Here is a 21,204-nt window from a genome sequence, read left to right as displayed (position 1 = left end):
CTATTCCGGCTTGGTGCTGCGCCCCAGCAGCAACATCACGGCCTGCTCGACGGACAGACCGCGATGGCAGACCTGGTGCACCGCGTCGGTGAGCGGCATCTCGACGTCGTAGCTGGACGCCAACGCCAGCACCGACTGACACGATGTGGCGCCCTCGGCGACGTGCCCCTGCGCGGCGCGCAGCGCGGACTCCATCGAACCGCCCTGCCCGAGTCGCGCCCCGAAGGACCGGTTGCGCGACTGCGGGGAGGTGCAGGTGGCCACCAGGTCGCCGACGCCGGCCAGACCCGCCAGCGTTGCCCCCTTGGCACCCAACGCGATTCCCAGCCGCATGATCTCGGCGAGACCGCGGGTGATGATGGCCGCCGAGGTGTTCTCGCCGAGCCCGACACCGGCGGCCATACCGCACGCCAGCGCGATGACGTTCTTACAGGCGCCACCGATCTCGGCGCCGATCACGTCGGCGTTGGTGTACGGGCGGAAGTACGCAGTGGACAGCGCCCGCTGCAAGGCGACGGCGCGGCCCGAGTCGGTACAGGCCACGACCGTGGCGGCGGGTTGCTCATCGGCCACCTCTTTGGCCAGGTTCGGTCCGGTCACCACCGCGACGCGCGCCTGGTCGGCTCCGGTGACCTGCGAGATCACCTGACTCATCCGCATCAGGGTGTCCAGTTCGATGCCCTTGGCCAGGCTGACCAGGGTGGCATCGTGGCCGATCAGGTCCTTCCAGGACTCCAGATTGGGTCGCAGCGTCTGGGACGGTACCCCCAGCAGCACGGTGCAGGCCCCGTCCAGCGCTTCTGCCGCATCGCCGGTGGCCCGGATACCGGCGGGCAGCGGGGTGTCCCCGAGATAGTCCGGGTTGCGGTGCGTCGCGTTGATCTCATCGGCCAGTTCGGCCCGCCGTGTCCACAGCGTCACGTTGTTACCCGCGTCGGCAAGCACCTTGGCCAGCGCTGTTCCCCACGCACCGGCTCCCATCACAGCGGCTTCGACCACGGCTCAACCCTAGCTGCCCCGTGGAGACTGGCAGGATGGCGGATATGACGGGCAGCAGCGCGCAGCCGGAGGTCGGTGTGCTGATCGCAGTGAAGCGGCTGACCGCGGCCAAGACCCGGCTGGCGCCGGTGCTGTCGGCCTCCGCGCGGGAGAGTTTGGTGCTGGCCATGTTGGTCGACACCGTCGCCGCAGCGTCGGCGGTGCCCGCCGTGACGTCGATCACCGTGGTGACACCGGATCCGGATGCGGCGGCGGCGGCCCGCGAGCTCGGCGCGCAGGCATTGTTTGACCCGACCCCCGACGGCCATCCCGACCCGCTGAACAATGCGCTCAGCGCGGCCGAATCGGCGGCCGGCGTGCCCAACATCGTTGTCCTCCAAGGTGACCTGCCGGCGCTCAGATCTGCCGAGCTGGCCGAGGCACTGGCCGCCGCGCGCCGGCACCCGCGCAGCTTCGTCGGCGACCGGCACGGCACTGGAACCTCGGCGCTGTTCGCCTTCGGAGTCCCACTCGATCCGCTGTTCGGTGCGGAATCCACACGCCGCCATACCGATTCGGGTGCGGTGGAACTGGCCGGCAACTGGCCGGGGCTGCGGTGCGATATCGATACTCCCGACGATCTCACCGCGGCACTGCACCTCGGACTCGGGCCGGCAACGCACCGCGCGGTCGGCGCGCTGCCGTGCACGGGCAGCGACGGTTGACGGCGATGCGCACTGGAATGCTCGGTGGGGATAGGCAATGATCGACACATGACCGACGCCGATACAACCAGTGCTGACACCGAGTGGACGCCGGCGGAGGCCGTGGACAGTGCGCCCGACGCTCCCCCAGCGGAGACCGCCGACGCCGTCGAGGACGCGCTGCCCGAGGATCGCTACCTCAATCGTGAGCTGAGCTGGCTGGACTTCAACGCCCGGGTGCTGGCGCTGGCCGCCGACACCTCACTGCCACTGCTGGAGCGGGCCAAGTTCCTGGCCATCTTCTCGTCCAACCTCGACGAGTTCTACATGGTGCGCGTCGCCGGGCTGAAACGCCGCGACGAGATGGGACTGTCGGTGCGCTCGGCCGACGGGCTCTCGCCCCGGGAACAGTTGCGGCGCATCGGTGAGCGCACCCAGCAGATCTCCAGCCGTCACGCCCAGGTCTTCCGGGAATCGGTGCGGCCGGCGCTGGCCGAGAAGGGCATTCTGATCGTCAACTGGGCGGACCTGGACGAGGACGAACACGCGACGCTGTCCACCTACTTCCACGAGCAGGTGTTCCCGGTGCTGACGCCGTTGGCCGTCGACCCGGCGCACCCGTTCCCGTTTGTCAGCGGCCTGAGCCTGAATCTGGCGATCACGGTGCGCCAGCCCGATGATCGCACGCAGCACTTCGCCCGAATCAAGGTGCCCGACAACGTCGACCGATTCGTCGAGCTGCCCCGCCGCGAAGGCGAGGACGGCACGCCGGGCCCGGTGCGCTTCCTGCCCCTGGAGGAGCTGATCGGCGCCTTCCTGTCGGTGCTGTTCCCCGGCTTGGAGGTCGTCGAGCAGCACGCGTTCCGGATCACCCGCAATGCAGACTTCGAGGTCGCCGAGGACCGCGACGAAGATTTGTTGCAGGCGCTGGAACGGGAACTGGCCCGGCGCCGGTTCGGTTCCCCGGTGCGCCTCGAGGTCGCCGACGACATGACCGAGAACATGCTCGAGCTGTTGTTGCGGGAGCTCGACGTGCATCCCGGCGATGTCATCGAGGTGCCTGGACTACTCGACCTTTCGTCACTGTGGCAGATCTACGGGGTCGACCGGCCCGATCTCAAGGACCGTCCGTTCGTGCCCGCCACCCCGGCCGCGTTCGGTGAACGCGAGACGCCGAAGAGCATCTTCTCGACGCTGCGCGACGGCGATGTGCTGGTGCACCACCCCTATGACTCGTTCTCGACGACGGTGCAGCGCTTCATCGAGCAGGCTGCCGCGGACCCGAACGTGCTGGCCATCAAGCAGACTCTGTACCGCACGTCCGGTGACTCGCCGATTGTCAACGCGCTCATCGACGCCGCCGAGGCCGGTAAGCAGGTGGTGGCGCTCGTGGAGATCAAGGCCCGTTTCGACGAGCAGGCCAACATCAAATGGGCTCGCGCCCTTGAACAGGCCGGTGTGCACGTGGTGTACGGGCTCATCGGCCTGAAGACCCACTGCAAGACCTGTCTGGTGGTGCGCCGGGAAGGCTCGACGATACGGCGGTATTGCCATATCGGCACCGGCAACTACAACCCGAAAACCGCCCGGCTGTATGAAGATGTCGGCCTGCTGACCGCATCCCCCGATATCGGCGCCGACCTCACCGATCTGTTCAACTCGTTGACGGGGTACTCCCGCAAGGTGTCCTACCGCAATCTGCTGGTGGCGCCGCACAGTGTGCGCAAGGGCATCATCGGGCGCATCGAGCAGGAGACCGCCGCGCATCTGGAGAACGGGCAGGGCCGAATCCGGCTGAAGGCCAACGCGCTGGTCGACGAGCAGGTGATCGACGCGCTCTACCGGGCCTCGCAGGCCGGCGTCCGGGTCGAGGTCGTGGTGCGCGGAATCTGCGCGCTACGCCCCGGTCAGGAGGACTTGTCCGAGAACATCGTGGTGCGTTCGATTCTCGGTCGCTTCCTGGAGCACTCCCGAATTATTCACTTCCGCGCCATCAACGAGTTCTGGATCGGCAGCGCGGACATGATGCATCGTAATCTGGACCGCCGTGTGGAAGTCATGGCTCAGGTCAAGGATCCGCGGTTGACAGCCCAACTGGACGAGATGTTCGAGTCCACCATGGATCCGGCGACCCGGTGCTGGGAGCTCCAGACGGACGGTCGATGGAATGCGCTGCCGCTCCCCGGCCACACCGTGCGCGACCATCAGGTGGCGCTGATGGCGAGACATCGCTCACCCTGACCGCCCGGACTGTCGGCCACTGACAACACCTAGGAGTTGATGTGTCGGACAGCTCGCCCCGCGAGAAGACGAAGACGGTGCACGCCGCCGGCGCGGTGCTGTGGCGCGAGCTCGCGGGACGGACCGAGGTGGCCGTCGTGCACCGTCCGCGTTACGACGACTGGTCGCTGCCCAAGGGCAAGGTGGACCCCGGGGAGGGCCATCCCGCCGCCGCGGTCCGGGAGATCCATGAGGAGACCGGGTTTCAGAGTCGGCTCGGGCGCAGGCTGGCCGTCATCAGTTATCCGGTGGACGGTGCCCTCAAGCGGGTGGTGTATTGGGCGGCCGGCGCGGGTGACGGCGAGTTCAGCGCCAATGACGAGGTCGACGAGTTGCTCTGGCTGCCGCCGAAGGACGCGATGAAGCGGCTGCAGTATCAGCAGGATCGTAAGGTGCTGCGACGCTTCGCCAAAGCGCCGGCAGACACCGCGACGACGATCATCGTCCGGCATGCGCGCGCCGGTTCACGGTCGAAATACAAGGGCGAGGATTCCAAGCGGCCGCTGGACAAGCTCGGTCGCGCCCAGGCCGAATCACTGGTGAGTCAACTACTTGCCTTTGGGGTCACCGAACTTCACGCCGCTCCGCGCGTGCGGTGTGAGCAGACGCTGGGGCCGCTGGCGCAGGAAATCGGGTTGCCCATCGAATCAGAGGCCGCCCTCACCGAGGAAGCCTATGCCGGGGACAAGAAGGCCGCCCGGGCCCGGGTGATGGAGATCGCCTCGGGATCAGCCGATGTGACGCCGGTCATCTGCACCCAGGGCAAGGTGATCCCCGATCTCATCGCATGGTGGTGCGAGCGCGACGGTGTCCGGCCGGACAAGTCGCGGAACCGTAAGGGCAGCACCTGGGTGCTGTCCTCGGCGGGCGGGCGGCTGATCGCCGCCGACCATATCGGCAGCCCGCTGGCCATCCTGGAGTAGGGCCCGGTAGATCTCCGGGTGGCCGGCGGCACACCCAAAAGCACCCCAGAACATGGTGTTCTGGGGTGCTTTTGGGTCTGAGCCGGAATTACTTGCGGCCGCGCTTGACCGGAGCCTTCTTGGCCGGAGCCTTCTTGGCGGGAGCCTTGGCGACGACCTTCTTGGCCGGTGCGGCCTTCTTCGCCGGTGCGGCCTTCTTGGCCGGAGCAGCCTTCTTGGCGGCGGGAGCCTTCTTGGCCGGAGCCTTCTTGGCCGGAGCAGCCTTCTTCGCTGCCGGTGCGGCCTTCTTGACCACAGCCTTCTTGGCCGGTGCAGCCTTCTTGGCCGGAGCAGCCTTCTTCGCTGCCGGTGCGGCCTTCTTCACTGCCGCCTTCTTGGCCGGTGCGGCCTTCTTGGCGGCGGTGCGCTTGGCCGGAGCCGCTGCCACACCACGCTTGACGGCGGGACCGTCTGCCGGGAGACGCTGCGCGCCAGAGACAACTGCCTTGAACTGCGCGCCCGGGCGGAAGGCCGGAACCGACGTCGGCTTGACCTTGACGGTCTCGCCGGTGCGCGGGTTGCGGGCCACACGGGCGGCACGGCGACGCTGCTCGAAAACGCCGAAGCCAGTGATGGTAACGCTCTCACCCTTGTGCACCGCACGAACGATCGTGTCGACGATGTTCTCAACCGCGGCAGTAGCCTGTCGACGATCGGTGCCCAACTTGGTTGTGAGTGCGTCGATGAGCTCTGCTTTGTTCATGCAAACCCTCCGAAGTCCAGTGGTCCACCTTGGACCGACTAGAGGACACGGTAAACCTATTTGCCGCATATTTCCAAGAGCCACGCGCAGTTTCATCCGTAGCTGGCGAATATCCGGCAATCCGATTGGCCCACTTGGACAGTGGTACCGGCGTCCGAGAATAGGGTTGCCGGGCCACATTTGGGGGCCCGGAAACCGTCCAAATCAGACCGGCAGCGTCCGCGGTTTGAAGCTCGGACGGCGCTGCTCGTAGGCTTCGATTTCAGCTTGTTTCCGCAGCGTAAGGCCTATATCGTCGAGTCCCTCGAGCAGCCGCCACGCGGTGTAGTCATCAATGATGAACGGCAGCAGGACCGTTCCGGCGGCAATGGTCCGATCTTGAAGATTGACAGTGATTTCCAAGCCCGGATTCTGCTCGATCAGCTTCCAGAGAAGTTCGACATCATCATGGGAGACTTCGGCCGCCAAAAGACCCGCCTTGCCGGCGTTGCCCCGAAAAATATCGGCGAATCGCGGTGAGATGACGACCCGGAAGCCGTAGTCCATCAGCGCCCAGACGGCGTGTTCGCGAGACGAGCCGGTGCCGAAATCGGGGCCGGCCACCAATACCGACCCCTTGTCGAAGGGCGCCAGATTCAGGATGAAAGCCGGATCATTGCGCCAGGCGGCGAACAAACCGTCCTCGAAACCCGTTCGGGTGACCCGCTTCAAATACACCGCCGGGATGATCTGGTCGGTGTCGACGTTGGTTCGGCGCAACGGCACGCCGATCCCGGTGTGGGTGGTGAAAGCTTGCATGTCCTGGTACTCCTTGCGGTTCGAAGACCTAGCGGGTGGCGGAGACGGGTTCGAGATCGGCCGGGGAAGACAACGTGCCGCGCACGGCGGTGGCCGCTGCGACCGCGGGCGACACCAGGTGGGTGCGCCCGCCCTTGCCCTGTCGGCCTTCGAAATTGCGGTTCGAGGTCGAGGCGCAACGCTCCCCCGGGGCGAGCTGATCCGGGTTCATTCCCAGGCACATCGAACAGCCGGCCTGGCGCCATTCCGCGCCGGCGGCGGTGAAGATCGCGCCCAGACCCTCGGATTCGGCTTGCGCACGCACCCGCATGGAGCCCGGGACCACCAGCATCCGGACCCCGTCGGCCAGCGTGCGGCCGTCCAGGATCTCGGCGACCACGCGCAGGTCCTCGATGCGCCCGTTCGTGCACGAGCCGACGAAGACCGTGTCCACCGGGATGTCACGCATCGGAGTGCCCGCGCGAAGGTCCATATAGGTCAACGCTTTCTCGGCCGCCTGTTTGGCGTCGTCATCGACCATCATCTCGGGATCGGGCACCGCCGCCGAGAGCGGCACACCCTGCCCGGGATTGGTCCCCCAGGTGACGAACGGGCTCAGCGTCGCGGCGTCGATGTACACCTGGGTGTCGAATTCGGCGCCCTCGTCGGTGTGCAACTCACTCCAGGCCTGCACCGCGGCATCCCAATCCGCGCCCTTCGGCGCGTGCGGACGGCCCTTCAGGAATTCGAAGGTGGTGGCATCGGGCGCCACCATGCCTGCCCGGGCACCGGCCTCGATGCTCATATTGCAGATCGTCATCCGGCCCTCCATCGACAAGGATTCGATGGCGCTGCCCCGGTATTCGATGACGTGCCCCTGCCCGCCACCGGTCCCGATCTTGGCGATGACCGCCAGAATGATGTCTTTGGCGCTCACGCCCTCGGGCAGATCCCCGTCGACGTTGACGGCCATCGTCTTGAAAGGCTTCAGTGGAAGCGTCTGGGTGGCCATCACGTGTTCGACCTCAGATGTGCCGATCCCCATGGCGATCGAGCCGAACGCACCGTGGGTCGAGGTGTGGCTGTCACCGCAGACCACCGTCATGCCCGGCTGTGTCAGACCCAGTTGGGGTCCGATGATGTGCACGATGCCCTGCTCGGCATCGCCCATCGGGTGCAGCCGGATACCGAACTCCGCGCAGTTGCGGCGCAGGGTGTCCACCTGGGTACGCGACACCGGGTCGGCGATGGGCTTGTCGATGTCCACCGTGGGCACATTGTGATCCTCGGTGGCGATGGTGAGATCGGGCCGGCGCACCGGGCGCCCGGCCAATCGCAGACCGTCGAAGGCCTGCGGGCTGGTGACCTCGTGCACGAGGTGCAGATCGATGTAGATCAGGTCGGGTTCGCCCGCGCCGCGGGCCACGACGTGGTCATCCCACACCTTCTCGGCCAGGGTGCGGGGCCGCGGACTGGACTGTGTCTGCTCCATTGGGTATCTCAATTCGACTCGGGCGTCCTGCCGTGACGGGCTGGCTATCTCACGATGCGGGACGCTAGTATCTCCCTGTGAGACAGGATAGCGGTATCGGCGTCCTCGACAAAGCGGTGGGCGTCCTGCACACGGTGGCCGAGTCACCATGCGGTCTGGCCGAACTGTGCGAACGCACCGGCCTGCCGCGGGCGACCGCGCACCGGCTGGCCGCCGGGCTGGAAGTGCACCGCCTGCTCGCCCGCGACGCCGAGGGACGTTGGCGGTTGGGCCCGGCGCTGACCGAGCTCGCCGGCCAGGTCAATGATCCGTTGCTGGCCGCCGGTGCCGCCGTGCTGCCCAGGCTTCGCGAACTCACCGGCGAGAGCGTCCAGCTCTATCGCCGGGAGGGCACCTCGCGGGTGTGTGTGGCCTCCCTGGAGCCACCGGTGGGGCTGCGCGACACCGTCCCGGTCGGCACCCGCCTGCCCATGACCGCCGGCTCGGGTGCCAAAGTGCTACTGGCCTACAGCGATAGCGCCACCCAACAGTCGGTACTCATGACCGCCAAGTTCACCGAACGCACGCTTGCCGAGGTACGCAAGCGGGGCTGGGCGCAGAGCGCCGCCGAGCGCGAATCCGGTGTGGCCAGCGTGTCCGCGCCGGTGCGCGACGGTCGCGGCGCGGTGATCGCCGCCATCTCGGTGTCCGGGCCCATCGACCGGATGGGCCGACGGCCCGGTGCCCGCTGGGCCGCCGATCTGCTGGCCGCCTCGGAAGCGCTGACCCGCCGGCTCTAGCAAACTTCGTGCGCTGGCCCTATTGTCGACACCATGAGCGCGTCGGCGCTGGCCGGAGGTGCGTGACCACGGGTTCTCAATCGCCGCAATGGCTGGCCACCGCACGAATGCTGCGGCGGTCCGGTTTCGGTACCACCGGGCGCGAGGTCGATGCGGTGGTGAATCGGGAGTGGGGGTCCTACCTCGACGAGGTGCTCGCACTGGACCCGGCCGCCGACCCCGGCGCCATCGCGACCCCGATGGCCACCTACTCGACCCCCGCGCTCCCCGCCAGCGAAGCCACCACCGCCCCCTTTGTGAGCAGCATGCTGGCACAGATGCAGGACCTGTCGGGATGGTGGATACGCCGGATGGTCGCCGTGCGCCAACCGATCCACGAGAAGCTGACCTTTGTCTGGCACAACCATTTCGCCACCTCGGCGGAAAAAGTGGTGGCCGCGGAATTCATGGCGGCGCAGAACCAGACCCTGCGCGCGCATACTCTCGGTGACTTTCGCGACCTCGCCTACGCCATGCTCACCGACTCCGCGATGCTGCGCTGGCTGGACGGTTTGGGCAATACCAAGGAGGCGCCCAACGAGAACCTGTCCCGGGAGTTCATGGAACTTTTCGCCCTCGGTCACGACAATGGCTACACCGAAACCGATGTCCGCGAGGGCGCGCGGGCACTCACCGGCCGCTTCGACACGTTGGGCAACGGAACCTTGCTGCTGGCAGAGCATCACGACAGCGGTGTCAAGACGATCCTCGGGGCGACAGGCCCGTTCGGGGACAGCGACTTCTGTGACATCGTGCTCGGCCATCCCGCCTCGGCGCGCTTCGTCAGTGCGAAGCTGTGGCGTCTGTTGGCCGCGGATACGGATCCGGGCGAGGCCGCTTGGGGCCGCTTGGTCACCGCCTACGGCCCGAACCGGGATCTGAAAGCCTTGACCAAGGCCATCTTTCTCGATCCCGAATTCGTCGCCGGTGCCGGCACCGCGGTCGTCACCCCGGTGGATTGGCTGATCGGAATGCTGCGCTCGCTGTCGGTGCCACTGGACGGCCCGAACACACTGACCGCCTGCGATGTCGTGCTCAAGGTGATGGGCCAGCGCCCCTTCTCACCGCCCGATGTCGACGGCTGGCCCCAGGGCCGGGTGTGGCTGTCCAATACGAGTGCGGCCGCGCGGTTCTGGGCGGCCGACCGGTTCGTCCCGACCGGTGACCTCTCGACGGTGGCCGACGCCGCCCCGAGTGACCGCGTCGATGCCGCGGGCTACCTGCTCGGGATCGGGGCCTGGTCCGACACCACCGCGGCAGCCCTGCAGCCCCTCGCCGACAATCCGGACCGGTTGGTCGCCGCCGCCGTCAACACGCCCGAATACCTGACGGTGTAGGTAGATATCTCATGCCGGAGCTCAATCGCCGCAGATTCCTGATCGCCAGTGCCGGGGCCGCAGGGCTCGCCGCGGCGGCCGGTGCGGCGGTCACACTGCCCCAGCTGTTCGAGCGCGCGCAACAACAACCCTTGCCGGCCGACACCGGAATCCTGGTGATCCTCACGCTCTATGGCGGCAATGACGGCCTCAACACCGTGATTCCCTACACCGACAACGCGTACTACGACGCGCGTCCCGATCTGGCGTTCGCACCGGAAGCGGTCATCGATCTGGACGGTGTTGTCGGGCTGAACCCGGCGCTGACCGGCCTGGAGACGTCGTGGCGCAATGACAACCTGGCCATCATCCGCGGCGTCGGCTACCCGAAACAGGACCGAAGTCATTTCCGTTCGATGGATATCTGGCAGACGGCCTCACCCGATGACCCGACGGCATCCGGCTGGATCGGGCGCTGGCTGGACGCAGGCGGCGACGATCCGTTGCGCGCGGTGAACATCGGCACGGTGTTGCCGCCGATGGCCATCGGCGGAAAGCACACCGCAGCCGGTCTTTCGGCCACCATCCCGAGGCTGCCGCCGGATATGCCCGGCGTACTGGAGGCGATGAGCTCACCCGACCCGCACGACACGCCCGCCATGGCGGCGGTCCGTGCCGACTTCCGGGCCTACCGCGCCATCGATGACACGTTCCGGACCTTCACCGACAGCCCGCTGCCCACGACGGCGGCCACCGATCTCGGCAGGCAACTCGCCGACGACCTCGAACTGGTGGCCCAGTGCGTGCGGGCCGGCGTTCCCACCAAGGTGTACATGGTGTCCCTCGGCGGATTCGACACCCACGCCAATGAGCGCGGCGACCAACAGAAACTGCTCACCGCACTCAACGACGCGATCACTCCGTTCCTCAAGCAGATGCGCAACAGCGCCTACGGCAGGCATGTGGTCACGATGATCTATTCGGAGTTCGGCCGGCGGGTGGCTGCCAACGCCACCCAGGGCACCGACCACGGCACCTCCGGTCCGGTGTTGATCCTCGGCGAGTCCGTGCGGGGCGGCTTCTACGGCGACGCACCGAGCCTCACCGATCTGCACGACGGCGACCTCAAGACCACCACCGACTTTCGAGACGTGTATCACGAACTTCTCGATCAGACGCTGGGAGCGGATCCGGAGCCCTCGGTCGGCCCGGGCCGGCGGCCGATCGGCTTCCTGTGAGGTTCGCGACATCGCACGAAAAAAGTCCCAGGATTTCTCCTGGGACTTCATCTGTACCCCCGATGGGATTCGAACCCACGCTACCGCCGTGAGAGGGCGGCGTCCTAGGCCGCTAGACGACGGGGGCTAGAACATCTTCCGGACGGTCAGCATAGCTCAGGCAATCGTGCTCACCTAATTGGTGCCGACGTGACCGGACAGCTGGGGTACCAGGACTCGAACCTAGAATGAGGGAATCAGAATCCCTAGTGTTGCCAATTACACCATACCCCATTTGATACCCATCACCGCAGGTCAGGGCATCAATTGACCCAATCAGCGCCGCGGAAGAGTTCTCCGCTGTGCTTTTCGGGCCGACGCACAGATTACCAAAGAATCGGGGCCACTTTTCACACCCCACCCCTTGCGGCCCGCAACCGGGCCAGGCTGCGGTCACGGCCCAGCAGCTCCATCGACTCGAACAGCGGCGGGCTGATCGTCGCGCCGGTCACCGCGACCCGGATCGGACCGAAGGCCTTACGCGGTTTGAGCTCGAGGCCGTCCAGCAGCGCCGTCTTCAGCGCCTCCTCGATCGAGGCTGTCGTCCATTGCGGCGCAGCCTCCAGGGCTGCCAGCGCGGCGTCGAGCACCACAGCGGCCTCGGCCTTCAGTTCCTTGGCCGCCGACTTCTCGTCGAGCACATAGCTGGCATCGTTGAAGAACTTCAACAGATCCCACGCATCGCCGAGCACGACGATGCGGGTCTGCACCAGTGCCGCCGCCTCCGCGAAGCCGGCGTCGTCCAGGCCGGTGTCGTGGCCGTGCGCGTCCAGGTAGGCACGTAGCCGGGTGCTGAATTCGTCGGGCGTCAACATCCGGATGTGCTCGGCGTTGATGGCGTCGGCCTTCTTCTGGTCGAACCGGGCCGGGTTCGAGTTGACGTCGACGACGTCGAACGCCGCCACCATCTCATCGAGGCTGAACAGGTCATGATCGTCGGCGATCCCCCAGCCCAGCAGCGCGAGATAGTTCAGCAGGCCCTCGGGGATGAATCCGCGGTCGCGGTGCAGGAACAGGTTGGACTGCGGGTCGCGCTTGGACAGCTTCTTGTTGCCGTCGCCGAGAACACTTGGCAAGTGGGCGAACTCGGGGATGCTGTCGGTGACGCCGATCCGGATCAGCGCCTGGTACAGCGCGATCTGGCGCGGCGTGGACGGCAGCAGATCTTCGCCGCGCAGAACGTGGGTGATCTTCATCAATGCGTCGTCGACGGGATTGACCAAGGTGTACAGCGGATCTCCGCTGGCCCGGGTGACCGCGAAATCGGGCACCACGCCGGCGGCGAAGGTGGTCTGCCCGCGCACCAGGTCGTTCCAGGTCAGGTCCTCATCGGGCATCCGTAACCGCAGCACCGGTTTACGGCCCTCGGCGGTGAAGGCCGCCCGCTGCTCGTCGGTGAGGTTGCGGTCGTAGTTGTCGTAGCCCAGTTTGGGATTGCGGCCGGCGGCGATATGGCGGGCTTCGACCTCTTCGGGCGTGGAGTAGGCCTCGTACACCTCGCCTGCGGCCAGAAGTTTGGCGATCACATCGCGATACAGATCGGAACGCTGGGACTGCCGGTAGGGCTCGTACGGCCCCCCGATCTCGGGGCCCTCATCCCAGTCCAGGCCGAGCCACCGCAGGGCGTCCAGGATCGCATCGTAGCTTTTCTGGCTGTCGCGGGCCGCATCGGTGTCCTCGATGCGGAAGACGAAGGCGCCACCGGTGTGCCGGGCGTAGGCCCAGTTGAACAGCGCGGTGCGGACCAGCCCGACGTGCGGGGTGCCCGTCGGCGATGGGCAGAAACGTACCCGAACGGTCATCGCTATTTTCCTTTACGCACAACAGGATTGGACAGGGTGCCGATGCCCTCGATGGTGATGCTGACGATGTCGCCGTCCTCGATCGGGCCGACCCCCTCGGGGGTGCCGGTCAGGATCAGGTCACCGGGCAGCAGCGTCATGACCGCCGACACCCATTCGATGATGGCGCCGACATCGTGCAACAGCATCGCGGTGTTGCTGTTCTGCCGGACTTCGATCTCGCCGACCGAACCGTCCTCGGCCGGATGGATCACCTCGGTGCGCAGGTCCAGCTCGGAGGGATCGACGGCGGTCTCGATCCACGGTCCGACCGGGCAGAAGGTGTCATGGCCCTTGGCCCGCATCCACTGGCCGTCCTGCTGCTGCTGGTCGCGCGCGGACACGTCGTTGGCGATGGTGTAGCCGAGGATGTAGTCGGCGGCCTTCGCGGCGGGCACGTCCTTGCAGGGCCGCTCGATGACGGCCACCAGCTCACCTTCGTGGTGGACGGGGTGGGCATCGGCGGGAAGCTGGATGGCGACGTTGGGCCCGATGATCGCGGTGTTGGGCTTGAGGAAGATCACCGGATCCTCGGGCGCCTCGCCGCCCATCTCGAGGGCGTGGGCGGCGTAGTTCTTGCCCATGCAGACCACCTTGCTGGCCAGGATCGGGGCCAGCAGCCGCACATCGGCCAGCGGCCAGCTGCGGCCGGTGAAGGTGGGATTTCGCGACAGGTACTGCTCGGCGATCTCGCGGCACACCGCATCGGAGTTGGAGTCGCCTTCGATGACCACAAAGGCGACCCCGTCGGGACTGGCAATTCGACCGAGGCGCATCCGTTCAGCCTAATGAGGCCCCGCGGCCGCTCGGCGCCCGGCGTCCGGCTTGCACCTGAACAGGCACGCGACATTTCAAATAGTGAGATTCCAGTTCAATATCATGGGATGACCGTGGCACCATGGCGACATGCCCACGACGTCGATCAGCACCGCGCGGCGCTGGTCCATGCTGGTGATCGCCCTGACGGCGACCACATGCGCCAACGTGTTCATCAACGGCGCGGCCTTCCTGATTCCCACCCTGCACAGCCAGCGCGGACTCGATCTCGGCCTGGCGGGCCTGCTCTCGGCAATGCCCAGCTTCGGCATGGTGGTGACGCTGATCGCCTGGGGTTGGCTGGTCGACCGGGTCGGCGAGCGCATCGTGCTGACCGTCGGCTCGGCACTCACCGCGGCATTCGCGTTCGGCGCGGCCTCGGTGCAATCGCTGTGGGCCGTCGGGGCGTTCCTGCTCCTCGGCGGGATGGCCGCCGCGAGCAGCAACGCCGCGAGCGGTCGCGTCGTGGTGGGCTGGTTCCCACCGGAGCAGCGCGGTCTGGCCATGGGAATCCGCCAGACCGCGACACCCCTGGGCGTCGGACTGGGCGCCCTGGTGATCCCCCGCGTCGCCGAAAGTCACGGTGTGGGCCCGGCATTGCTGTTCCCCGCGGTGGTGTGCGTGCTGTCCGCGGTGATCTGCGCGATCGGCGTTCTGGACCCGCCGCGACCGCCCCGGGCCGAGGCGCCGCCGGAGGACCTGGCCAACCCCTATCGCGGATCGTCGGTGCTGGCACGCATTCACGCGGTCTCGGTCCTGCTGGTCATCCCCCAGGGTTTCGTCTGGACCTTCATGCTGGTGTGGCTGATGACCGAGCGTGGGTGGTCCGCCGCTTCGGCGGGCGCGCTCGTCACCGCCGCCCAGGTGCTGGGCGCCGCCGGGCGTATCGCGGCCGGGCGATGGTCCGATGTACTCGGCCTACGCCTGCGGCCCATCCGATTCATCGCTGCGGCCGCGTCGGCGACAATGGCGTTGCTCGCCATCACCGATGCACTGGGTTCACCGGCCAGCGTCGCGCTCATCGTCATCGCCTCGGTGGTGACGGTGTCCGACAACGGGTTGGCGTTCACCGCGATCGCCGAGATCGCCGGTCCGTTCTGGAGCGGACGCGCGCTGGGCACCCAGAACACCAGCCAGCATCTGGCCACGGCGGTCGGGTCACCGGTGTTCGGTGCGCTGATCGCCGCGGCTGGATTCCCGTTCGCGTTCGCCGTATGCGCACTGTTCCCCGCGGCAGCGATATTCCTGGTGCCGGCCGACCCCGGGTCCGAGGCCGTGGCACGCGCGAAATAGCACACCTGCGAACAACTTTCAGGAGGCAGTCATATCCCCCGTCGCCGGCACACCGTCGGCGAGGCCATAGCGCAGGTACACCGATCCCTTCGGGCTCGCGACCGGCGGCTGCAGCAGCCGGACATTCGTGGGCACCACACCACCGTCGAACACCTTCTTGCCCACACCGAGCATGACGGGATGCAACCACAGATCGATCCCGTCGAAGAGCTTCTCCCGCAACAGGGTCTGCACCAGATTCAAGCTGCCCACAACCTTCACCCGCTCGTGCCGGTCCCGGATCTCGCGCACCGCGCCGACCAGATCCGGGCCGAGCCGGATCGATCCCGCCCAGGACAGGTCGGGCGTGCCGCGCGAGGCCACATACTTCGGGATGCGGTTGAACAACGCCGCGAACTCGCCGTCCTGATGGGGCCAGTACGCGGCGAAGATGTCATAGGTGCGCCGGCCGAGCAGCAACGCGTCGGTGCCCTCGTACGCCGCCGCCACCTGCGCACCGGCGACATCGTCCTGCAGCGGCGCCTGCCAGCCGCCGAACGGGAAGCCGATCGGATCCTCGTCAGGGCCGCCGGGGCCCTGGCCGACCAGATCCAGCGTGGCGAACAATTCGATATCGATGAGTCCCATACCGAATAGACCAGCCGGGACGCGTCAACTCATCGCCGCGGACGGAGCAACAGTGCCGCCGCCAGGAAGCACAGCGCACCGACGAATGTGCCGAGGTTGGCCAGGGATGCGTTGACCGTCTCGCCGGTCTTGAACACGAAGGCCGCCGCTGCCGACACCCCGAACGCGACGCAGCCGGCCAGATTGATCCACCCCGCCTGCCAGTCAACGGATCTCGGCGCCCACCAGCCGACCACCAGGACCGCAAGCACCCCACTGATCAGAAATGCCACGGACCCCGTGGCATCCGGCGCCCACACGTCGCGCCGCTCGGCATGAACCGAGTGCGCCCACACCGATGCCCCGGTGCTGACGTTGAACAGGACGGTGCCCGCGAATTGGCTGGCCGATGACCACCAGCCGATGCCGCTTTCGGACAACTGCAGCTGGATGAAAGCCGCCGTGGTGAAGAACCACGAACCGACGAAACACAGCGCGTTGGACGCCCCGGCCCCGGCCAGCGCGGCGAATCCCGGCGCGGTGGCCACCGCGAAGAACGTCGAACCGATCGCGAACAGCACGCACTGCCGGCTCAGCGTCGCGAGTGCGGCCACCCGTGCTACAGCAGCGACAGGATGCGGTCGCCGACCTCGCGGGTCGACAGCGTCGCCTCGCCACGAGTCGCCAGGTGCTCGGAGACCGCCTCGTCCACCCGCGCCGCGGCGTCGTCCTCGCCCACGTGCGAGAGCAACAACGCCACGCTCATCACGGCCGCGGTGGGATCGGCGATACCTTGGCCCGCGATATCGGGCGCGCTGCCGTGCACCGGTTCGAACATCGACGGATTGGTGCGGGTGGCATCGATATTGCCGCTCGCGGCCAGACCGATGCCACCGCACACCGCCGCCGACAGGTCGGTGATGATGTCGCCGAACAGGTTGTCGGTGACGATCACGTCGAAACGACCCGGGTCGGTGACCATGTGGATGGTGGCGGCGTCGATGTGCTGGTAGGCGACCTCGACATCGGGGAACTCGGTGCCGACCTCGGCCACCACCCGCGACCACAGGCTGCCCGCGAAGGTCAGCACATTGGTCTTGTGCACCAACGTCAGATGCTTACGCCGGGTCTGGGCCCGGGCGAACGCATCGCGCACGACACGCTCCACACCGAAGGCGGTGTTCACGCTGACCTCGGTGGCCACCTCGTGGGGCGTGCCGACCCGCAGCGCACCACCATTGCCGGTGTAGGGCCCCTCGGTGCCCTCGCGGACCACGACGAAATCGATTCCGGTCACACCCGAAAGCGGGCTGCTCACACCGGGATAGAGCCGACCGGGCCGCAGGTTGACGTGATGGTCGAGCGCGAACCGCAGCTTGAGCAGCAACCCGCGCTCCAGTACACCGCTGGGTACCGACGGGTCGCCGATCGCGCCGAGCAGGATTGCGTCATGGCCGCGCAACTCCTCGATCGTCTCCGCGGTCAGCAGCTCGCCCGACGCGTGGTAGCGCCGCGCACCCAGGTCGTACTCGGTGCGCTCGACCCCGGGCAGCACGGCGTCGAGTACGCGCAGCGCCTGGTCGATGACCTCGGGTCCGATGCCGTCACCGGCGATCACTGCCAGTTTCTTGACTGAAGTCATGACAGATCGACCACTTCCAGTGTGGTGGCGCCCACCGCCGAGGCGATCGCGGCGCGCACGTCTTCGGGCACATCGGTATCCAGGCGCAGCATCACGGTGGCGCTGTCACCGCTGGCGTCCTGACTCATCTGGGCGGCGAGGATGTTGACCTCGGCACTGCCGAGCAGGGTGCCGATCTTGCCGAGCGCGCCGGGCTGGTCGCTGTAGTTGACCACCAGGTTGTAACCCTCGGCACGCAGGTCCAGGTTGCGGCCGTTGATCTGGACGATCTTCTGCACCTGCTGCGGGCCGGTCAGGGTGCCCGCCACGTTCAGCGCACCGCCGTCGGAGTACACCGCGCGTACGTCCACCACACTGCGGTGGTTGGGACTCTCACTGGCGGTAGTGATCTCGGCAGTCACGCCGCGGTCCTTGGCCAGCGCGGGCGCGTTGACGAAGGTCACCTGCTCGTCGACGACGGCCGAGAACAGGCCGCGCAGCGCCGACAGGCGAAGGATCTCCACGTCTTCGGATGCCAGCTCGCCACGGACCTGGACGGTCAACGACACCGGCGCAGCCTCGGCGAGCGAGCCGACCAGCAGGCCGAGCTTGCGGACCAGGTCCAGCCATGGCGCCACTTCCTCGCCGACGGCTCCCCCGCCGACGTTGACGGCATCGGGCACGAACTCGCCGGCCAGCGCCAACTTCACGCTGGCGGCCACATCCGTGCCGGCCCGGTCCTGCGCCTCGGCGGTCGACGCGCCGAGGTGCGGGGTGACCACGACCTGCGGCAGCTCGAACAGCGGGCTGTCGGTGCACGGCTCGGTGGAGAACACGTCCAGGCCCGCACCGCGGACGTGTCCGCTGGTGATGGCATCGGCGAGCGCCTGCTCATCGATCAGACCACCACGGGCGGCATTGACGATGATGACGCCCGGCTTGGTCTTGGCGAGGTTCTCCTTGCCGAGCAGGCCCGCGGTCTCCTTGGTCTTGGGCAGGTGCACCGAGATGAAGTCGGCTCGGCTGAGCAGCTCGTCGAGGCTGACCAGTTCGATGCCGATCTGCGCGGCGCGAGCCGAGGACACGTAGGGGTCGTAGGCCAGGATGTGGGTGCCGAATGCGGCCAGCCGCGCCGCGACGAGCTGGCCGATGCGACCCAACCCGACGACGCCGACGGTCTTGCCGAAGATCTCGGTGCCCGAGAACGAGGACCGCTTCCAGGTGTGCTCGCGCAGCGTGGCGTCGGCGGCCGGAACCTGGCGCGCGGCCGACAGCAGCAGGGCCAGCGCATGCTCGGCGGCGCTGTGGATGTTGGACGTCGGCGCATTCACGACCAGGACACCGCGTGCGGTGGCCGCGTCGACGTCCACGTTGTCCAGGCCGACACCGGCGCGGGCGACGATCTTCAGTTTGGGCGCGGCGGCGATGACTTCGGCGTCGACCGTGGTTGCCGAGCGCACCAGCAGTGCGTCGGCGTCGGCGACGGCCTCCAACAATTTCGGGCGGTCCGGGCCGTCGACCCAACGGACCTCGACCTGGTCGCCGAGGGCGGCGACGGTCGACTCGGCAAGCTTGTCGGCGATCAGAACAACGGGAAGACTCACGGCGCTACAGCCTAGTGTGTGCCCGCCGCGCTACCACAGGCCACGTGCGCTCGGCGTCGATGATGTCTACTGATGTGGTGGACGTCACCGTCGTCGGAAGTGGCCCCAACGGGCTGACCGCAGCCGTCATCCTGGCCCGGGCCGGGTTGGCCGTACGCGTCATCGAAGCGCAGACCACCGCGGGCGGTGGTGCGCGCACTCTGCCCGACCCGGAGTTCGACGGTGTCCGCCACGACATCTGTTCGGCGGTGCATCCGCTGGCGCTGGCGTCGCCGTTCTTCGCCGCCTACGACCTGCAGGCCCGCGGTGTGCAATTGTCGGTCCCGGAAATCTCCTACGCCAATCCGTTCACCGACCGGCCGGCGGCAATCGGCTACCGCGATATCGAGCGCACCGCCGCCGAGTTGTCCGACGGAGACTCGTGGCGGCGACTGCTCGGCCCGCTCGCCGCCGACTGCGACGGCGTGGTCGGGTTGCTGCTCGGCGACAAAAGGTCGCTGCCACCGTCGATCCCCGCCGCACTGAAGGTGGCACCTCGGCTACTCACCCAGGGCAGCCCGCTGTGGGGCGCGCTGAAGGGCGAGGATGCTCGCGCACTGTTCACCGGTGTTGCCGCGCATACCATTTCGCAGATGCCGTCCCTGGTCGCGTCCGGGGCGGGTCTGATGTTGGCGACGCTCGGGCATGCGGTCGGCTGGCCGATTCCCGTCGGTGGGTCGCAGGCCATTCCGGATGCCCTTATCGCCGATCTGCTGGACCATGGCGGGGAACTCGTTCTCGGCGAGGAAGTCACCGCACCGCCGGGTGGCGTGGTGCTCTATGACACGGCGCCGACGGCTCTGCTGTCCATCTACGGCTCGACTCTGCCGACTCGGTACGCAAAGGCCCTGCAGCGCTACACCTATGGGCCCGGTGTGGCCAAGGTCGATTTCGTGCTCTCGGGCGAAATCCCCTGGCGCGATTCACGTCTGGCGCAGGCCCCGACCCTGCACCTGGGCGGGAGCCGGTCGCAGATGGCGCTGGCCGAATCCGAGATCGCCGCCGGCAGACACGCCGAGTGGCCGATGGTGCTGGCGGCCCTGCCGCATATCGCCGACCCGGCCCGCATCGACAGCCACGGCAGACGGCCCCTGTGGGCGTACGCCCATGTCCCGGCGGGTTCGCCGGTGGACATGGGCGAAGCCGTCACCGATATCTTCGAGCGGTTCGCACCCGGGTTCCGCGACGTGGTGGTCGCGGTGCGCAGCGTGCCGGCCGCGCGACTGGCCGATCACAACGCCAACCTGGTCGGCGGGGATATCGGCGTCGGCGGCAACAACATGGTCAGCGCGATCGCCGGTCCTACCCCGCGGATCAACCCGTGGTCCACCCCGATTCCGAAGGCCTATCTGTGTTCCTCGGCCGCCCCGCCCGGCGGCGGCGTGCACGGCATGGCCGGTTTCTACGCCGCGCGGACCGTGCTGAAACGTGAGTTCGGCATCCGGGAGCTTCCTAAACTGGCGCCATGACCAAACTCGCCGTCATCTACTACTCGGCCACCGGGCACGGAACCTCGATGGCGGCCCGGATATCCGCTGCCGCCGAGGCTGCCGGCGCCGAGGTCCGCATCCGCCATGTCGCCGAGACCAACGATCCCGAGTCGTTCGCGGGCAATCCGGCATGGACAGCCAACTATCAGGCCACCAAGGACCTGCCGGTCGCGACCGGCGAGGACATCGTGTGGGCCGATGCGGTGATCTTCGGCTCCCCCACCCGTTTCGGTTCTCCGGCGGCGCCGCTGCGGGCCTACCTGGACTCGCTCGGCGGGCTCTGGTCGCAGGGCAAGCTCGCCGACAAGGTGTACGCCGCGTTCACCTCCACCCAGACCGCGCACGGCGGCCAGGAGTCCACGCTGCTGAATCTGTATGTGACGCTGATGCATTTCGGCGGGATCATCGTCCCGCCGGGATACACCGACCCGGTGAAATTCGTCGACGGCAATCCCTACGGAGTTGGGCTGATCGCGAATCGGGAGAACATCACCGAGTTCGATGCCGCGACGAACGACGCCCTCGATCATCTGGCGCGCCGCGTCGTCGGCATCGCCGCCAGGCTCGGTGACTGAAACGCTGCACAG

The 21,204-nt window shown here is 67.4% G+C and carries 19 protein-coding genes and 2 tRNA genes; 9 read left to right on the top strand and 12 right to left on the bottom strand.

Annotation, left to right across the window (positions count from 1 at the left end; translation table 11 throughout):
* Window positions 1-981, bottom strand: a complete 981-nt coding sequence (locus tag C6A86_RS10145; protein WP_105364032.1) for an NAD(P)H-dependent glycerol-3-phosphate dehydrogenase — start codon at window positions 979-981, stop codon at window positions 1-3.
* Window positions 982-1,034: 53 nt separating this feature from the next.
* Here C6A86_RS10145 and cofC point away from each other — a divergent pair, with 53 nt between their 5' ends.
* The 3 genes from cofC to C6A86_RS10130 are packed head-to-tail and all read left to right on the top strand — an operon-like array spanning window position 1,035 to window position 4,885.
* A complete protein-coding gene (gene cofC / locus C6A86_RS10140) occupies window positions 1,035-1,703 on the top strand; it encodes a 2-phospho-L-lactate guanylyltransferase (RefSeq protein ID WP_396835028.1) in 669 nt (222 codons plus the stop codon).
* 48 nt (window positions 1,704-1,751) lie between these two features.
* Entirely contained in the window at window positions 1,752-3,923 is a 2,172-nt protein-coding gene (locus tag C6A86_RS10135; RefSeq protein WP_105364031.1) for an RNA degradosome polyphosphate kinase, read from the top strand.
* Window positions 3,924-3,964: 41 nt separating this feature from the next.
* Window positions 3,965-4,885, top strand: coding sequence for an NUDIX hydrolase (locus tag C6A86_RS10130; RefSeq protein WP_105364030.1), 921 nt, complete (start codon window positions 3,965-3,967; stop codon window positions 4,883-4,885).
* A gap of 88 nt (window positions 4,886-4,973) precedes the next feature.
* On the opposite strand, the gene C6A86_RS10125 is transcribed toward C6A86_RS10130, so the two are convergent.
* From C6A86_RS10125 to leuC, 3 genes are all read right to left on the bottom strand, one after another.
* Window positions 4,974-5,627, bottom strand: coding sequence for an HU family DNA-binding protein (locus C6A86_RS10125; protein WP_105364029.1), 654 nt, complete (start codon window positions 5,625-5,627; stop codon window positions 4,974-4,976).
* Between the two features lie 204 nt (window positions 5,628-5,831).
* Window positions 5,832-6,425 (bottom strand): 3-isopropylmalate dehydratase small subunit, encoded by a 594-nt coding sequence (gene leuD, locus C6A86_RS10120; RefSeq protein ID WP_105364028.1) that lies wholly within the window; start codon window positions 6,423-6,425, stop codon window positions 5,832-5,834.
* Window positions 6,426-6,453: 28 nt separating this feature from the next.
* The gene (leuC, locus tag C6A86_RS10115) at window positions 6,454-7,896 is read right to left on the bottom strand and encodes a 3-isopropylmalate dehydratase large subunit (protein WP_105364027.1); all 1,443 of its coding nucleotides are present in this window, start codon (window positions 7,894-7,896) and stop codon (window positions 6,454-6,456) included.
* A 77-nt stretch (window positions 7,897-7,973) separates the two neighbouring features.
* Here leuC and C6A86_RS10110 point away from each other — a divergent pair, with 77 nt between their 5' ends.
* The 3 genes from C6A86_RS10110 (at window position 7,974) to C6A86_RS10100 (ending at window position 11,268) form a co-directional block, all read left to right on the top strand.
* Window positions 7,974-8,675 (top strand): IclR family transcriptional regulator, encoded by a 702-nt coding sequence (locus C6A86_RS10110; RefSeq protein WP_105364026.1) that lies wholly within the window; start codon window positions 7,974-7,976, stop codon window positions 8,673-8,675.
* 107 nt (window positions 8,676-8,782) lie between these two features.
* Window positions 8,783-10,051, top strand: coding sequence for a DUF1800 domain-containing protein (locus tag C6A86_RS10105; protein ID WP_105364033.1), 1,269 nt, complete (start codon window positions 8,783-8,785; stop codon window positions 10,049-10,051).
* Between the two features lie 11 nt (window positions 10,052-10,062).
* Entirely contained in the window at window positions 10,063-11,268 is a 1,206-nt protein-coding gene (locus C6A86_RS10100) for a DUF1501 domain-containing protein (RefSeq protein ID WP_105364025.1), read from the top strand.
* A gap of 54 nt (window positions 11,269-11,322) precedes the next feature.
* Here C6A86_RS10100 and C6A86_RS10095 read toward each other — a convergent pair.
* The 4 genes from C6A86_RS10095 to C6A86_RS10080 form a co-directional block, all read right to left on the bottom strand.
* Window positions 11,323-11,395, bottom strand: a tRNA-Glu gene (locus C6A86_RS10095).
* A gap of 74 nt (window positions 11,396-11,469) precedes the next feature.
* Window positions 11,470-11,541, bottom strand: a tRNA-Gln gene (locus C6A86_RS10090).
* A 116-nt stretch (window positions 11,542-11,657) separates the two neighbouring features.
* A complete protein-coding gene (gltX, locus tag C6A86_RS10085; protein WP_105364024.1) occupies window positions 11,658-13,109 on the bottom strand; it encodes a glutamate--tRNA ligase in 1,452 nt (483 codons plus the stop codon).
* Window positions 13,110-13,111: 2 nt separating this feature from the next.
* The gene (locus C6A86_RS10080) at window positions 13,112-13,924 is read right to left on the bottom strand and encodes a fumarylacetoacetate hydrolase family protein (RefSeq protein ID WP_105364023.1); all 813 of its coding nucleotides are present in this window, start codon (window positions 13,922-13,924) and stop codon (window positions 13,112-13,114) included.
* Between the two features lie 130 nt (window positions 13,925-14,054).
* Here C6A86_RS10080 and C6A86_RS10075 point away from each other — a divergent pair, with 130 nt between their 5' ends.
* On the top strand, window positions 14,055-15,257 hold the full coding sequence (locus C6A86_RS10075) for an MFS transporter (protein WP_105364022.1): 1,203 nt from the start codon (window positions 14,055-14,057) through the stop codon (window positions 15,255-15,257).
* An 18-nt stretch (window positions 15,258-15,275) separates the two neighbouring features.
* On the opposite strand, the gene C6A86_RS10070 is transcribed toward C6A86_RS10075, so the two are convergent.
* The 4 genes from C6A86_RS10070 to serA are packed head-to-tail and all read right to left on the bottom strand — an operon-like array spanning window position 15,276 to window position 19,088.
* On the bottom strand, window positions 15,276-15,884 hold the full coding sequence (locus C6A86_RS10070; RefSeq protein WP_105364021.1) for a dihydrofolate reductase family protein: 609 nt from the start codon (window positions 15,882-15,884) through the stop codon (window positions 15,276-15,278).
* A gap of 29 nt (window positions 15,885-15,913) precedes the next feature.
* On the bottom strand, window positions 15,914-16,477 hold the full coding sequence (locus C6A86_RS10065; protein WP_105364020.1) for a hypothetical protein: 564 nt from the start codon (window positions 16,475-16,477) through the stop codon (window positions 15,914-15,916).
* Window positions 16,478-16,482: 5 nt separating this feature from the next.
* Complete coding sequence (locus C6A86_RS10060; protein ID WP_105364019.1) at window positions 16,483-17,505, bottom strand: 3-isopropylmalate dehydrogenase; 1,023 nt, start codon at window positions 17,503-17,505, stop codon at window positions 16,483-16,485.
* Window positions 17,502-19,088, bottom strand: a complete 1,587-nt coding sequence (gene serA, locus C6A86_RS10055; protein ID WP_105364018.1) for a phosphoglycerate dehydrogenase — start codon at window positions 19,086-19,088, stop codon at window positions 17,502-17,504. The genes C6A86_RS10060 and serA overlap by 4 nt, the downstream gene beginning before the upstream one ends.
* 77 nt (window positions 19,089-19,165) lie before the next feature.
* Between serA and C6A86_RS10050 the strand changes: the two genes are divergently transcribed.
* Both C6A86_RS10050 and wrbA read left to right on the top strand, forming a co-directional pair.
* Entirely contained in the window at window positions 19,166-20,596 is a 1,431-nt protein-coding gene (locus tag C6A86_RS10050; RefSeq protein WP_233213056.1) for an NAD(P)/FAD-dependent oxidoreductase, read from the top strand.
* On the top strand, window positions 20,593-21,192 hold the full coding sequence (gene wrbA, locus C6A86_RS10045; protein WP_105364016.1) for an NAD(P)H:quinone oxidoreductase: 600 nt from the start codon (window positions 20,593-20,595) through the stop codon (window positions 21,190-21,192). Before C6A86_RS10050 ends, wrbA begins: the two co-directional genes overlap by 4 nt.
* Window positions 21,193-21,204 lie beyond the last annotated feature (12 nt).

It is taken from the genome of Mycobacterium sp. ITM-2016-00316 (assembly GCF_002968335.2).
In the GTDB taxonomy this organism is placed as follows: Bacteria; Actinomycetota; Actinomycetes; order Mycobacteriales; family Mycobacteriaceae; genus Mycobacterium.
Note: the sequence above shows the minus strand (reverse complement) of the source record. Positions and strands in the feature narration are given on the sequence as shown.